At 66.6% G+C, this 13,419-nt stretch carries 18 protein-coding genes and 1 riboswitch; of the genes, 16 read left to right on the top strand and 2 right to left on the bottom strand.

All coding sequences use genetic code 11. From position 1 onward, the window contains the following. Nucleotides 1–58: 58 nt before the first annotated feature. Entirely contained in the window at nucleotides 59–370 is a 312-nt protein-coding gene (locus ASG11_RS15345) for a hypothetical protein (protein ID WP_055782033.1), read from the top strand. 6 nt (nucleotides 371–376) lie between these two features. On the opposite strand, the gene ASG11_RS15340 is transcribed toward ASG11_RS15345, so the two are convergent. Further along, nucleotides 377–1,438 (bottom strand): DUF3667 domain-containing protein, encoded by a 1,062-nt coding sequence (locus ASG11_RS15340; RefSeq protein ID WP_055782030.1) that lies wholly within the window; start codon nucleotides 1,436–1,438, stop codon nucleotides 377–379. 79 nt (nucleotides 1,439–1,517) lie between these two features. Between ASG11_RS15340 and ASG11_RS15335 the strand changes: the two genes are divergently transcribed. The 14 genes from ASG11_RS15335 (at nucleotide 1,518) to ASG11_RS15270 (ending at nucleotide 11,894) form a co-directional block, all read left to right on the top strand. Next, complete coding sequence (locus ASG11_RS15335; protein WP_055782027.1) at nucleotides 1,518–2,780, top strand: glutamate-5-semialdehyde dehydrogenase; 1,263 nt, start codon at nucleotides 1,518–1,520, stop codon at nucleotides 2,778–2,780. Between the two features lie 31 nt (nucleotides 2,781–2,811). Further along, the gene (locus ASG11_RS15330; protein ID WP_201781353.1) at nucleotides 2,812–3,087 is read left to right on the top strand and encodes a CopG family ribbon-helix-helix protein; all 276 of its coding nucleotides are present in this window, start codon (nucleotides 2,812–2,814) and stop codon (nucleotides 3,085–3,087) included. A gap of 76 nt (nucleotides 3,088–3,163) precedes the next feature. Beyond that, nucleotides 3,164–3,367: a type II toxin-antitoxin system RelE/ParE family toxin gene (locus tag ASG11_RS15325; RefSeq protein WP_168371750.1), complete on the top strand. Its 204-nt coding sequence runs from the start codon at nucleotides 3,164–3,166 to the stop codon at nucleotides 3,365–3,367. After that, complete coding sequence (locus ASG11_RS15320; protein WP_055782022.1) at nucleotides 3,364–3,963, top strand: nicotinate-nucleotide adenylyltransferase; 600 nt, start codon at nucleotides 3,364–3,366, stop codon at nucleotides 3,961–3,963. Before ASG11_RS15325 ends, ASG11_RS15320 begins: the two co-directional genes overlap by 4 nt. A 77-nt stretch (nucleotides 3,964–4,040) precedes the next feature. Then, nucleotides 4,041–4,412, top strand: coding sequence for a ribosome silencing factor (gene rsfS / locus ASG11_RS15315; RefSeq protein WP_055782789.1), 372 nt, complete (start codon nucleotides 4,041–4,043; stop codon nucleotides 4,410–4,412). A 112-nt stretch (nucleotides 4,413–4,524) separates the two neighbouring features. Next, complete coding sequence (locus tag ASG11_RS15310; RefSeq protein ID WP_055782019.1) at nucleotides 4,525–4,947, top strand: 23S rRNA (pseudouridine(1915)-N(3))-methyltransferase RlmH; 423 nt, start codon at nucleotides 4,525–4,527, stop codon at nucleotides 4,945–4,947. Nucleotides 4,948–4,950: 3 nt separating this feature from the next. After that, nucleotides 4,951–6,138, top strand: coding sequence for a murein hydrolase activator EnvC family protein (locus ASG11_RS15305; protein WP_055782016.1), 1,188 nt, complete (start codon nucleotides 4,951–4,953; stop codon nucleotides 6,136–6,138). A 147-nt stretch (nucleotides 6,139–6,285) separates the two neighbouring features. Further along, a complete protein-coding gene (locus ASG11_RS15300) occupies nucleotides 6,286–7,605 on the top strand; it encodes a S41 family peptidase (protein WP_055782013.1) in 1,320 nt (439 codons plus the stop codon). Next, a complete protein-coding gene (locus tag ASG11_RS15295; protein WP_055782011.1) occupies nucleotides 7,605–8,090 on the top strand; it encodes a disulfide bond formation protein B in 486 nt (161 codons plus the stop codon). The genes ASG11_RS15300 and ASG11_RS15295 overlap by 1 nt, the downstream gene beginning before the upstream one ends. Beyond that, nucleotides 8,087–8,623, top strand: a complete 537-nt coding sequence (locus tag ASG11_RS15290) for a demethoxyubiquinone hydroxylase family protein (RefSeq protein WP_055782009.1) — start codon at nucleotides 8,087–8,089, stop codon at nucleotides 8,621–8,623. The genes ASG11_RS15295 and ASG11_RS15290 overlap by 4 nt, the downstream gene beginning before the upstream one ends. Nucleotides 8,624–8,648: 25 nt before the next feature. Then, nucleotides 8,649–9,053 (top strand): hypothetical protein, encoded by a 405-nt coding sequence (locus ASG11_RS15285; RefSeq protein WP_055782006.1) that lies wholly within the window; start codon nucleotides 8,649–8,651, stop codon nucleotides 9,051–9,053. 56 nt (nucleotides 9,054–9,109) lie between these two features. Next, nucleotides 9,110–9,625: a DUF2306 domain-containing protein gene (locus tag ASG11_RS15280; RefSeq protein ID WP_055782003.1), complete on the top strand. Its 516-nt coding sequence runs from the start codon at nucleotides 9,110–9,112 to the stop codon at nucleotides 9,623–9,625. 4 nt (nucleotides 9,626–9,629) lie between these two features. Next, nucleotides 9,630–11,099, top strand: coding sequence for a hypothetical protein (locus tag ASG11_RS15275; RefSeq protein ID WP_055782000.1), 1,470 nt, complete (start codon nucleotides 9,630–9,632; stop codon nucleotides 11,097–11,099). Then, nucleotides 11,086–11,166, top strand: a riboswitch (ZMP/ZTP riboswitch). Its footprint overlaps the gene before it by 14 nt. Nucleotides 11,167–11,186: 20 nt before the next feature. Further along, nucleotides 11,187–11,894, top strand: a complete 708-nt coding sequence (locus tag ASG11_RS15270; protein WP_055781998.1) for a DJ-1/PfpI family protein — start codon at nucleotides 11,187–11,189, stop codon at nucleotides 11,892–11,894. Here the strand turns inward: ASG11_RS15270 and ASG11_RS15265 are convergent. Then, entirely contained in the window at nucleotides 11,872–12,501 is a 630-nt protein-coding gene (locus ASG11_RS15265) for a DedA family protein (protein ID WP_055781995.1), read from the bottom strand. The two genes, ASG11_RS15270 and ASG11_RS15265, sit on opposite strands and share 23 nt — an antisense overlap. 85 nt (nucleotides 12,502–12,586) lie before the next feature. Between ASG11_RS15265 and ASG11_RS15260 the strand changes: the two genes are divergently transcribed. Next, nucleotides 12,587–13,366, top strand: a complete 780-nt coding sequence (locus ASG11_RS15260; RefSeq protein ID WP_055781992.1) for an energy transducer TonB — start codon at nucleotides 12,587–12,589, stop codon at nucleotides 13,364–13,366. The last annotated feature ends 53 nt before the right edge of the window (nucleotides 13,367–13,419 follow it).

The raw sequence follows: 13,419 nt of genomic DNA, 5'->3' as shown, positions 1-13,419 counted from the left end.
TGTGCTGGTAGGTCTTGTCGCGACTTCGGTTCAAGCCGAGACGCCGCCTGCGGCCCCGATGTCGGTTCGCACCTTCCTGGCCAAGGTCGCCAAGCTGAAGGGGCTCGGACCGCTGGCACTGGCCTCGTCCGATCTGGCGCAGGTGAAAGACGCGGCCCGCGCGGCCGGCCTCTCGCTCAAGCAGGATAGCGACGCGCGCGAGGCGGCGGGCAAGCCGCCGCTCGCCTGCCCGCCCAAGGGCACCAAGATGGGCGGCAGCGAATTTCTCGCCGCGCTTGAGTCGATCCCCGCGGCGGAGCGGGACATGCCGCTGAAACAGGGCTTCGCACGCGTTCTGGTTGGCCGCTACCCTTGCGCGAAGAAGGTGTAGCGAAAGCTAGCCGCTCAGACCCATCGCCAGCAGAAGGATGGAGAAGGCGATCAACGCGACGAAGGCGAAGATCAGCAGCGCGATCGTCCGCCACAGCGCCGACCGTTTGCGCAGACCGTACGCACCGCGCAGTTGCGCGAACATGTGGACCGGGGGCGCGAAGGCGACGAGCAGCGAGAAGATCCAATCCGGCGCGTTGATCTTTCCGAGCAGGCTCAGCAGCACGACCAGCCCCATCATGAAGGCCAGCGAATAGGTCACGAAGATCGCATGGTCGTACATTTTGTAGCGCCGCCTCCACAGGAACAGCAAGGCGACGAACGGCGTGGAGATAGGGATGAGCGCCCAGCTGTATTTGTACGCGCTGGATTGCAGCTTGTAGAGCATCAGGCCGGGATTGGCGTTGGCCTTGGCGATGCCATGGTCGAGCGGTGCCCAGCCGGTCTTCATGTCCGTGAAGTTGTAATAGGGATCGTTGGTTTTCAGGCCGGTGATCGAGCTGCGTGCGGTCTTCATGCCTTTGATCGTGGCTTCGAGCGCAGCGATGTCGGTGGCGGTCTTGTTGCCCGGCGCAGCCTTGTCCTTTGCCAGTTCGGCGCTGGCCTTGGCAATGTTCGCATCGAGCCTCTTGGTCGCATCCGCGCGCTGCGCCGCGGTCATGTTGGTCCCGCCGAACTCTCCACTGAACGTGTGGATCGTGGCGAACATGAGGAACACGGTGAACAGGAACAACGCCAAGGGTGAGACGAAGCGCGCGCGCTCGCCCGCGACATAGCGCCGCGTCAGCGCGCCCGGATGCAGCACCAGCATCGGGATCGTACGCCAGATCTTGCCCTCGAAGTGGAACACCCCGTGCAACAGATCGTGCCCGATCGAGCCGAGGGTGCGGTGCACATGCTCATTCTGCCCGCAAGCGTGGCAATATTCGCCGATCAAGGCGGTGCCGCAATTCAGGCACACGCCATGGGCACGCGCGCCGCCGTGCGACTCGCCCGCCCGGGGTTCGACCGCTCGACCCAGCAAGGTGCCGGTGGCGATATCGCCGATCGTTCCGATTTCCCCCGTCATCGGATGCGAACCTATCACCGGATCGAAGGAAAGCGATAGGGCTTTGGCAGCTACCGGCCGGCGTGATAGCGCAAGGAGCATGAGCGAAACGATCGATCCCACCGCCCTTATCGCCGACATGGGTCGCCGCGCCCGCGCTGCAGCCGGGGTCGTCGGTGCATTGCCGTCCGGTGCCAAGGCTCGCGCGCTGATCGCCGCTGCGCGGGCGCTACGCGATGCCGCGTCGGACATCCTTGCGGCCAACAAGCTCGACATGGCGCACGGGCGAGAGATGGGTCTGTCGGGCGCGTTGCTCGACCGGCTGATGCTGGACGAGGGTCGGATCGCCGGCATGGCGGCGGGCGTGGATGCGATCGCCGCTCTGCCCGATCCGGCCGGCACGGTGATCGACCAGGCGGTGCGCCCCAACGGCCTGGCACTGTCCCGCGTCCGCGTGCCGATCGGGGTGATCGGCATCGTCTACGAAAGCCGTCCCAACGTCACCGCCGATGCTGCCGCTCTGTGCGTCATGGCGGGCAATGCGGTGATCCTGCGCGGCGGATCGGAAGCGGTGCACAGCAACCGCGCGATTCACGCCGCCTTCGTGCGCGGCGTCGCTGAAGCCGGGCTGCCAGAGGACATCGCGCAACTCGTGCCGATCACCGATCGCGCTGCGGTCGGGGCCATGCTCGTTGCCGATGGGTGTCTTGATCTGATCGTGCCGCGGGGCGGGAAGAGTCTGGTCGCGCGGGTGCAGGCGGAGGCCAAGGTGCCGGTGCTGGCGCATCTCGACGGCATCAACCACGTCTACGTCCACGCGTCGGCCGATCGGGCGATGGCGGAGGCGATCGTGGTCAACGCCAAGCTGCGCCGCACCGGCGTGTGCGGGGCGATGGAGACCTTGCTGATCGATCGCGCCTATCCCCATGGCGAGGCTTTGCTCCGAGCGCTGGCCGATGCGGGTTGCGAGGTGCGCGGCGACGCCGCCGCCCGGGCGCTCGATCCGTCGATCGCGTTGGCCAACGACGCGGACTGGGACACCGAATATCTCGAGGCGATCGCCTCCGCCGCGATCGTGGACGGCGTGGACGACGCGGTGGCGCACATTGCGGCGCACGGATCGCACCACACCGACGCGATCGTCGCCGAGGACGAGGCCGCGGCAAACCGCTTCCTCGCCGCCGTCGACAGCGCGATCGTGCTGTGGAACGCCTCAACGCAGTTCGCGGATGGCGGCGAGTTCGGCCTGGGCGCGGAGATCGGCATCGCCACGGGACGCCTGCACGCGCGTGGCCCGGTCGCGTTGGAGGGGCTAACGACGTACAAATGGGTCGGCCGGGGGACCGGGCAGGTGCGGGCTTGATGCCCGGGCGAACCGGGCTTAGTCTTTCGGCATGAACCATCCGGCGCCCATTTTGTCGACCATCACGACCGAGGTCGATGCTCAGACATTCACGCTGGTCGAGCGGCTGGCGGAAAAGCGCGGTATAAACAATGCCGAATTTGCTGCGGAGGCGATCCGTCGCGTGGCGGAAAGTGATGCGGATTTCGAAGCTTTCATCCAGGTAGGTATCGATGCTGCCGATCGCGGTGACGTGGTGCCGCACGAACAGGTCATGGCGAAACTGGATGGTATGATCGCCGAACACCGCGCGCGATGTTCGAAATAGAATGGACGATTCCGGCGTTCGAAGATCTTCGTCGGATCGATAGCTGGTTGGACGCAATATTGGCCCGGATTATGCCGTGCGCCTTTTGGCGACGATCCGGTACCGCGCCAACTGGCTGGTGGATTTCCCGCGTGGCGGTCGTCCCTTTCGCGATGGCACCCGCATCCTGCGCGGTTACGAAACGCCGTATGTCATACGATATCGCGTGCTCGAAGACGTGAGCAAGGTTCAGGTTTTGCGAGTTCACCACGAACGCCAGAACTGGTCCGTGGAATCTTGACCCGTATCGGTCTGCTCGGCGGTTCGTTCAATCCGGCGCATTCGGGGCATCGGGCGATCAGCCTTGTGGCGATGCGCGCGCTCGATCTCGATGAGGTCTGGTGGCTGGTGTCGCCGGGAAATCCGTTGAAGGCGGGCGCGAAGGACATGGCGCCGCTTCCCGTGCGCTTGGCCTCGGCGCGGCGGATGGCGCGCCGCGCGTCGATCCGCGCGACCGATATCGAAACCCGGCTCGGCACCCGCTACACCGTTGATACGCTCGAAAAACTCGTTCGCCTGTACCCCAAGAACCGCTTCATCTGGTTGATGGGCGGGGACAATCTGGCACAATTCCATCGCTGGCGGGACTGGCGCAAGATCGCGCGTACGATGCCGATTGCGGTGATCGCCCGTCCGGGCTATGAGCATGCTGCCCATGCGGGTTCCGCAATGGGTTGGTTGCGACGTTGGCAGCGGCCCGCATACCAGGCGAAAAGCTGGACGATGTGGAGACTGCCGGCACTCGTGCTGTTGCGATTCCGCCCCGACCCGACCTCCGCGACTGCCGCGCGCATGGCCGATCCCGCTTGGATGCGGCACTTCACCCGATCAACATAGGAACTGTCTTGGCCTCTACTTCTCCCGTCATCCGCGCGACCGATCCCGAGGAAGTGGCCGCGCTCCACGCGCTGATCATGGCCAGCCTCGACGACGACCAGGCGGTCGAAACGGTGTCGATCCCGCTTGCCGGCAAATCGAGCATCGCCGATTTCATGGTCATCGCCAGCGGCCGATCGACACGTCAGGTCGCCTCGATGGCGCAGAAGCTTCAGGAGAAGATCAAGGGCGAACTCGGCCGCCAGACCCGGATCGAGGGCCTGCCCACCGCCGATTGGGTGCTGATCGATGCCGGAGACGTGATCGTCCACCTGTTCCGTCCCGAGGTGCGCAGCTTTTACAATCTGGAACGCATGTGGGCGTTCGGCGACGCGCCCGAGCCCGCACCGACGCCCGCTTTGCATCCGGATTTCGCGGAGTTCGATACGTCCGACGATTCGGACGACTGAACCCAATCCCGTCCGTGCTGAACCTGTAGAAGCACTGTCTTGTTCTTCGAGCGTCGGAAAAGAAGTGCAGTCCTTCGACAAGCTCAGGACAGGCGGATCGTAGAGGCGCACCATGCTCCTCCATATCGTAGCGCGCGGGCGGATCGGGCGCAGCCCGGAGGCGGAACTGGTCGCGCGCTATCTGAAGCGCCTGTCCTGGCCGACGCGGATCACCGAACTGCCCGATACCGGCGGCAAGCTGCCCCCGGTCGAGCCGCAGACTCGCATCGTGATGCTCGACGAAACCGGCGAGGTTATGCCTTCCAAGGCGTTCGCCGAGAAACTCGGCCGCTGGCGTGACGACGGCGTGCGCGAAACACGCTTCATGATCGGCGCGGCGGACGGCTTTGACGATACGGATCGCGCGCAGGCGGATCTGCTGCTGTCGTTCGGCCGGGCGACCTGGCCGCACATGCTGGCCCGCGCGATGCTCGCCGAACAATTGTGGCGCGCGACCAGCATCCTTGCCAACCACCCCTATCACCGCGAAGGATAGGGCATGCGTGCGGGGGCAAGGTATTGGATCGCAGGCGCCGCTTTGGTTGCAACGCTAGGCTTCGCGATCTCGGCGCCGGCGCAGGATCAGCAGAAGCGTCTCGCCGCGGCAAAGGCGCAATCCGCCGCCGCCGCCGCGCGCTCCGCCGCGCTGGAGCAGCAGGCGAATGGCGAACGGGATCAGGCCCGGCAGGCCCGCCAGCAGGAAGCCGCGGTCGCCGCCCGCATTCAGCAGGCCGAGGCCGATATCGCGGCGGGGCAGGCACGGATCGACATCATCCGACGTTTACTCGACCGACAACGTACCAAGCTCGACCAGCAGCAGGGGCCGATCGTCCGGCTCGTCGCCGCGCTTCAGTCGCTCGCGCGCCGCCCGGTGATGATAAGCGTCGTTCGGCCCGGATCGCTGGAGGATATCGTCCATGTCCGCGCGGTGCTCGCCGGCACGCTGCCGGTCATCCGCGCTCGTACGGTCGGTGTCCGCGCCGATCTCGCGCGCACCCACCGCCTGCAGGCCGATGCCGCCACCGCCGCGCAGGCGCTGGCCGAGGCGCGCGGGCGGATGGAGGCTCAGCGGCTCGCGCTCACCCGTTTGGAGGTGGAACACCGGCTGCGCTCGCGGGATCTGGGTCGCGATGCCTTGTTCGAATCCGACCGCGCCATCGCGATGGGCGAACGCGCGCGCGACATCGTCGACCTGATGGACCGGATGGGCGATCAGGCGAGCGTGCGCGAAAGCCTCGCGTCTCTGCCCGGTCCGTCGCCGCGCCCGCTTCGTCCCGGCGAAGTCGCCTCGCCGGTCGATGGCCCGTCATGGTCGCATGCCGCGCCGCCCTACCGCCTGCCGGTGGTGGGCAAGGTCGTCACGGGGCTCGGCGAACTCTCCGAAGCTGGCGTGCGCTCGCGCGGCGTGACGATCGCCGCCGCGGCCGACGCCACCGTCGTTGCGCCGGCGGCCGGGCGCGTCGCCTATGCCGCGCCGTTTCGTGGCTATGGCACGATCGTGATCCTCGATCATGGCGGTGGCTGGACCTCGCTCGTCTCAGGCCTCGGCCTTGCATCGGTAAAGGTCGGGGAGAGTATCGATCAGGGCCAGCCGATCGGCCGGGCCGGCGGGGGTGACGATCCGCGCGTCACGGTGGAGTTGCGTCGTCGGGGGCGGGCAGTGGACATGACGCCGCTGGTGGGGTGATCACTTTCTCCTCTTCCTTGAAGGGAGGGAAACAGAAAGCTGCCGCTCACCTCACATTCACCTGCGCTGCGCTTTGATCCGCGCGGAATAACCCGCTAGGGTCACGACCGACCGTATTTCTCCTGCTCCGAAGAGAATCCTGCTTCTATGGCTCGTCCGTTTCTCCAGGCTACCGCGATCGCCCTCGTCCTGGCGGTCGTTCCCGCCGGCACCGCTGCCATGGCGGCGGTGGATACCGATGCGTATCGCGAACTCGATCAGTTCATGGACGTGTTCGCGCGGGTGAAGGCGACCTATGTCGACAAGGTCGACGACAAGGTGCTGATCAAGGGTGCGATCGACGGCATGCTGGCCGCGCTCGACCCGCACAGCGCCTATGAGAGCGGGCTGGATTACGACAATCTCAAGATCCAGACGATGGGCAGCTATGGCGGCCTGGGCCTGACCGTCACGGCAGAGGACGGCGCGGTCAAGATCATCTCCCCGCAGGAAGATACGCCGGGCTATCGCGCCGGCCTGAAATCCGGCGACTATATCACGCATATCGATGGCAAGCTGATCTACGGCCAGACGCTGGACGAGGCGATCTCGCAAATGCGCGGTCCGCCCGGCACGAAGGTGGCACTGACGATCATCCGGCCCGGCCGCGACAAGCCGATCGAGGTGAGCCTGGTGCGCGAGCGGATCGTGCAGCGCCCGGTCAAGTGGGAGGTGAAGAACGGCGTCGGCATCCTCAACATCAACACCTTCTCGCAGAACACCGGGCAGGCGGTGCGTGCGGGCATGGCGGCGATCGAGAAGCAATTGGGCCATGCGCCGACCGGCTGGATCGTGGATCTGCGCGACAATGGCGGCGGGCTGCGCGACGAGGCGATCGACGTGGCCGACGATTTCCTGAATTTCGGCGAGATCGTGTCCGAGCGCGGGCGCGAGAAGAACGATATCGAGCGGTTCTATGCGAAGCCGGGCGATCCCTCGCGCGGCCTGCCGACGATCGTCCTGGTAAATTCCGGTTCGGCCTCCGCGTCGGAGATCGTCGCGGGCGCGTTGCAGGATCAGCACCGAGCGCTCGTCATGGGCGTGCGATCGTTCGGCAAGGGGTCGGTGCAGACCGTGCTCGATCTCGGCGGCAATACCGCGTTGCGACTGACGACCTCGCGCTATTACACGCCGTCGGGCCGATCGGTGCAGGAAGGCGGGATCGAACCGGACATCAAGGTGCCGCAGATCAGCGACCCGGATTACAAGACCCGGCCGGTGTTCCGCGAGGATGACCTGCGCCGGCACCTGATCAACGAGGTGAAGGCCGACGACAAGGCGCTGATGGAAGATACCAAGGACGATCCCCGCTTCACCGCAACTCCGGAGCAGTTGAAGGCCAAGGGGATCGAGGACTTCCAGCTCGATTACGCAATCAAGACGCTGGCGCGGCTCGGGCCGGCGACGAAGGCGGTGGCAAAGAAGTGATGCGGGATCGTTTCGCAACCGCGCGCGCCATCGCCCTGCTGCTGCCCGCCGCCCTGCTCGCCGGGGCGTGGGGATCACAGCTGATCGGCCATCTTGTGCCGTGCGAGATGTGCCATTGGCAGCGCTGGCCGCATTATGCCGCTTTGGTCATCGCAGCGCTCGCGTTCGTCGTGCCGGGTGCCGGAGCCAAGCGCACGCTCGTGCTGCTGGCCGCGATCGCCATCGCGATCAGCGGGGCGATCGGCGTGGCGCATGCTGGCGTGGAATATCATTGGTGGCAGGGCTTCACCGCCTGCACCTCGACCGTTGGCGGCAGCGGCGGCACGCCTGAGGAGATGCTGGCGCGGATCATGAACGCGCCGATCGTGCGCTGCGACGTCGCGCAATGGAGCCTGTTCGGCATCTCGCTGGCCGGGTTCAACGCGATCCTGTCGCTCGGCGGGGCGGGCGTGATCCTCTTTTTGCTGGCAAGGCGCGCGCGATGAACCGCTGGAAACCCGGCGATGCGAAGCGCGATACGGTGTCGATGATCCGCGTCGATCAGGCCGGCGAATATGGCGCGACGCGCATCTATGCCGGGCAGTTGGCCGTAATGGGCGATCGCAGCCCCGCCGCGCGGCAGATTGCCGGCATGGCGATCCAGGAGGAGCGCCACCGTGCGTTCTTCGACGCGATGATCGCCAGGCGTGGCGTTCGCCCGACCGTGCTGCAGCCGTTCTGGGATGTCGCCGGCTTCGCGCTCGGCGCGGCGACGGCGGCGATCGGACCGGCGGCGGCAATGGCCTGCACCGTCGCGGTCGAGACCGAAATCGACAAGCATTACGAGGACCAACTGGTCGAGTTGCAGGACAGCGATCCCGAACTGGTCGCCGCAATTCGCGATTTCCAGGCCGAGGAGGTCGAGCATCGCGAGACGGCGCTCGCCGCAGGAGCGGAACAGGCGATCGCCTATCCGCTGCTCAGCGCGGTGATCCGCATCGGCTGCCGGGTCGCAATCGCGACGGCGAAACGTATATAAAGACGATCGAACGGGAGCAGGTGTCATGAAATTCGTCCTTCTCGCAGGACTGGGCGTTGCCGCCGCGACGCTGGCGCTGCCCGCCGCCGCGCAGAACGCGCCGCAGAACGGTGTGCTGGTGATCTATGGCAACCAGAAGTGCCCGACGACCGAGAGCGGCGACGAGATCGTCGTCTGCGTCCGCCGCAGCGCCAATGAACAGTTCCGCATCCCCAAGGAACTGCGCGAGCTTGAAGTCACGCCCGAGAACGAGGCCTGGGCGCTGAAGGCCAAGGCGAACGACACTGTCGGCGCGACGGGGATCGGCAGTTGCACGACGGTCGGTCCGGGCGGCGGCAGTGGCTGCTTCCTGCAACAGGCCAACCGCGCGCGCTCGGAAAACAAGAAGAAGGCCGCCGACGCCAAGAAGGTCGAGGATTCGCTGCCCTGATCGGTTCTTGCACGCTTCCGCCCTTGGGATAGGGTAGGGCGGCATCGGGGGGAATAATGGCGACGATATTCGATACCGGAGCTGCACCGAAACCGCAGTCGCTCGCGCCCGACACGCTCGAACGCGTGCTGGCGGTGGGGGCGGCGGTGCTGCTCGCCGCTGTCGTCGCGGCGCTGGTGCGCGGGCAGGCGCATTGGGGCGAGATCCCGGCCATCGTCTGGGCGCATCTGCTGACGATCATGATCGCGCTCGTCCTGACCCCGACGATGCTGTTGCGGCGGCGCGGGGATCGGCCGCACCGCGTGCTGGGGACGATCTGGGTCGTCGCAATGCTCGCCACCGCCCTGATCTCGTTCGGGGTGCGCCAGACCAATCATGGCGGCTTCAGCTTCATCCACATCATCTCGGCCTGGACGGTGATCCAGGTGCCGATCATCTGGTGGAGCGCGCGGACGCACAATATCGTGCGGCACCGCCGATCGGTGCGCGGCATGGTGATCGGCGCGCTGCTCGTCGCCGGCTTCTTCACCTTCCCGTTCCACCGCCTGCTCGGCCAGTGGCTGTTCGGCTGATCCCATGACGCATTCCGCCCCGGTCAGGGGTCCGCACGCCGTGGCGATCGGGCTGTTCATCCTCGTCTGGCTGTCGTGCATCTGGTTCGGATCAAACGAGGTGAACCCGAACAATGCGACACGCATGTTCGCCGCGATCTCGCTGGTCGAGCGTGGCGATGCGACGATCGACGAGTTCGAGACAATGACCGTCGACAAGGCGCAGTTCAACGGCCATTTCTACACCGACAAGATGCCGGGCATGACGCTGATGGCGCTGCCCTCGGTCTGGGTAGCAGATCGCATCACCGGGCAGCGCTCCGAACTGTATCCCTACACGATCCGCGACGCGCGCTTCATCGCCTTCTTGCGCCTGCGCCAGTTGCTGACGATCGCCACGACCAGCGCGGTACTGATCGCGTTGGCAGCCGTGTTGCTGCTCGACATGGGAGCGGGCATCACCGGCAGCCCGAAGGCGGGACTCGTCGCCGCGCTTGGTTACGCGCTGGCGACCCCGGCCTGGGGCTGGTCCACGACCTTGTTCGGTCACGCCCCCGTCGGTGCGCTGCTGATGATCGCGATCTGGGCGGTGTGGCGCGGCACGTCGGGCCCACGCGAACTTGCGCGGACTCGCTATCCGATCATGCTTGGCGCGTGTCTGGGCTGGGCGTTGTTGATCGAGCTGACCGCGGTGTTCCCGGCGGCGGTGGTCGGGCTGTGGGCGATCTGGCGGACGCGGCACGTATCGGCGTCGCAGCGTCTGCGTCTGGCCGCGATCGTCGCGATCGCGGGGGCGGTGCTGCTCAGTCCGATGCTGGTCTACAATCAGATCGCATTCGGTCAATGGTTCCGGCTGGGCTATCAGGGCGTGGTCGGGTTCGACGGGATGAACCAGGGGCTGTTCGGACTGACCTATCCGCATCTCGATATCCTGTTCCAGCTGATCGCCGGGCCGCAGCGCGGGCTGCTGTTCGTCGCGCCGATCCTGATCCTCGCGCCGTTCGGCCTCGTGCGGTTGATCCAAGCGTCGGCCACGCGCGACATCGGCATCGCGGCGGCGGCGCTGGCGCTGGTCATGCTGCTGTACAACGCGTCTTATTACTATTGGAACGGCGGCTATTCGACCGGCCCGCGCCACGCGATCCCGGCGATGGCGTTTCTCGCGCTTGGCCTAGCACCGCTCTGGGCCAGCGCGGGCGGGGCCGCGCGCCGCTGGATCGCCGCATTGCTCGCGCTGAGCCTGTTCCTCAACCTCGCCATCGCCGCCGCCGAGGTCACCGCCCCGGACACGATCCTGTTTCCCTTGTGGGATCCGATCGTGAAGAACTTCCTCGAACTGCACATCCGCACGATTCCGAGCGACTGGTGGGGTTGGCGGCCGGGCTTCGGCCTCGCGCTCTATCTCACGGTGGCGCTGCCCCTGTTGTGGCTTCTGTGGCGCGGCGCGGACTTGTTCGGACCCGCCGCCCGGCCTATCCCGGTACCGGTCGCGTGACTGGCGAATCGTGGGGCACCACAGGGAAGCGCCGACCATAATCGAGCCGTTCGCCTGGGCACCTTCACCGATCGATGGAGCGCCTCAATGCCTGAACTCGTGCCGATCCGCGTTGCGTTCCTGCTCTTCCCGAACGTCACGCAACTCGATCTCACCGGCCCCGCGCAGGTCTTGTCCCGCCTCGGCAACGCGACGATCGATCTCGTTGCCAGGACCCGCGATCCCGTGATGAGCGATGCCGGCTTCGCATTGCTGCCCACCGCGACGTTCGATGACGCCATCCAACCCGACCTCCTCTGCGTTCCGGGCGGGCTGGGCGTGAACGATGCGATGGAGGATGACGCGACGATCGCCTGGGTGCGGCAGGCCGCGGCGGGGGCGCAATGGATCACCAGCGTCTGCACCGGTTCGTTGTTGCTCGGCGCGGCGGGGCTGCTCAGCGGCTACCGTGCCACCTGCCACTGGGCCAGCCACGATCTGCTCGCCGCTTTCGGCGCGATCCCGGTCAAGGAGCGCGTCGTGTTCGATCGCAACCGCGCGACGGGCGGCGGCGTGACCGCCGGAATCGATTTCGGCCTCGCTCTGGTCGCGGCGATTCGGGGCGAAGCGCAAGCCCGGCTGGTCCAGCTCACGCTCGAATACGATCCCGCGCCGCCGTTCGACAGCGGAACGCCGACCAGTGCGACACCCGAAACCCTGGCGCGCTACGAGAGATTGGCGGGAGAAGGTCTTGCGGCAAGGGCAGAGCGCACCCGCGCCGTCGCGGCGAAACTCAGCGGTGCTTCATACCCCTGACGCGATGCCAGATGTAGAAGGCCACACCCGCCACCAGCACGACGGCGATGATCGCATCGGCGCTGTGGAAGGCGGCCTTCACGCGCGGATCGCTGTTCCATTTGTCGCCCAGCTTCATGCCGACCCAGGCAAGCCCGAAGCACCACGGCCACGATCCGGCAAAGGTGTAGAGGTGGAACGGCAGCAGCTTCATGCGGGCGATGCCGGCGGGGAAGGCGATGAACGACCGGATCACCGGTAACAACCGCCCGATCAGGATCGCCGAATTGCCGAAGCGGGCGAAGAAGCGGTCGGCCATGTCGAGTTCGCCCGGTCCGATCAGCACGTACCGCCCCCAGCGCTCGATCGCTGGACGTCCGCCGCGCTTGCCGAGTTCATAAGCCGGGATCGAGCCGATATTGCAGCCGATCGCCCCGGCGGTAGCGGCGAGATACAGGTCGAAATGCCCGGTCGAGACTAGATAGCCGGCGAACGGCATGATGATTTCCGACGGCAGCGGGATGCAGGCGGATTCGATCGCCATCAGCAGCGCGATGCCGAGATAGCCTCCGCTGGAGATGACCCAGATGGTGAAGCCGGCGAGGATGCCCAGGATGTGCTCGATCATGGGGCCGTGCGATGCGCGATGCACGCCGCGAAGGGAAGCCCCAAATGCCAGCGCGCGTTCAGGCGGCGCGGGTTAGAAGGGGCGGGTGAACAGCGGTTATACTTTGCGAGCCGTTGGCCGGTTCGATCGCGATCGGGTGATCGCCGGGCTGGCGGTGGCGCTGCTGCACGTCGCGATCCTGTACCTGCTGGTCGTCGGCCTGGCGCCCGACCTGGTCGCGCGCAGCGTGGATACGCTGACGGCGTTCGACGTCGCACTGCCCAAGCCCCCGCCGCCGCCGGACGCGCCCGAACCGAAGACAGTGCGGAACGCGCGCAGGACTGGTGCCGCCGCACCGGCCAATCGCGACGCCCGCCCGAGCGAGATCGTCGCCCCGCCGGTGCCGCCACCGCCGGTACCCCCGCCGCTGCTCGCCGCGCCGGTCGCGGGGCCGGACGCACAGGCAGCGTCCGGTGCCGCGCTCTTGCCCGGCCCGGGCACCGGCGGCGGCGGGGCTGGCGAGGGGACGGGCAGTGGCGGTGACGGTAACGGGCAAGGGGCGGGCGGTCACGGCAGTTTCGCGCGCAAGATCTCGGGGCAGATCCATGATCGCGATTATCCGACGGCGGCGGCGCGCGCCGGGATCGGCGGCACCGTGTGGGTCCGCTACACCGTCACGCCGAAGGGCCGGGCAGAGGATTGCCGCGTGACGCGCTCCAGCGGCAATGCGGAGATCGACGCCGTCACCTGCAAGCTGATCCTCAAACGCTTCCGGTATCGCGCCGGGACCGATGCGGCGGGGCGGGCGATTGCCTCCGTGGTGGAGGAGGATCATCATTGGTTGATCGAGCGGGAGGGGCAGGCGGATGCCGAGGATGATCGCTAGAGTGAGATGATTTGAAGTTGGATCATTTCCCAGTCCGTTCGTGCTGAGCTTGT

The sequence above is a fragment of the Sphingomonas sp. Leaf357 genome (genome assembly GCF_001423845.1).
Taxonomy (GTDB): Bacteria; Pseudomonadota; Alphaproteobacteria; order Sphingomonadales; family Sphingomonadaceae; genus Sphingomonas.
The sequence above is the reverse complement of the archived record's forward strand: the minus strand, read 5'-3'. Positions and strand labels throughout refer to the sequence as shown.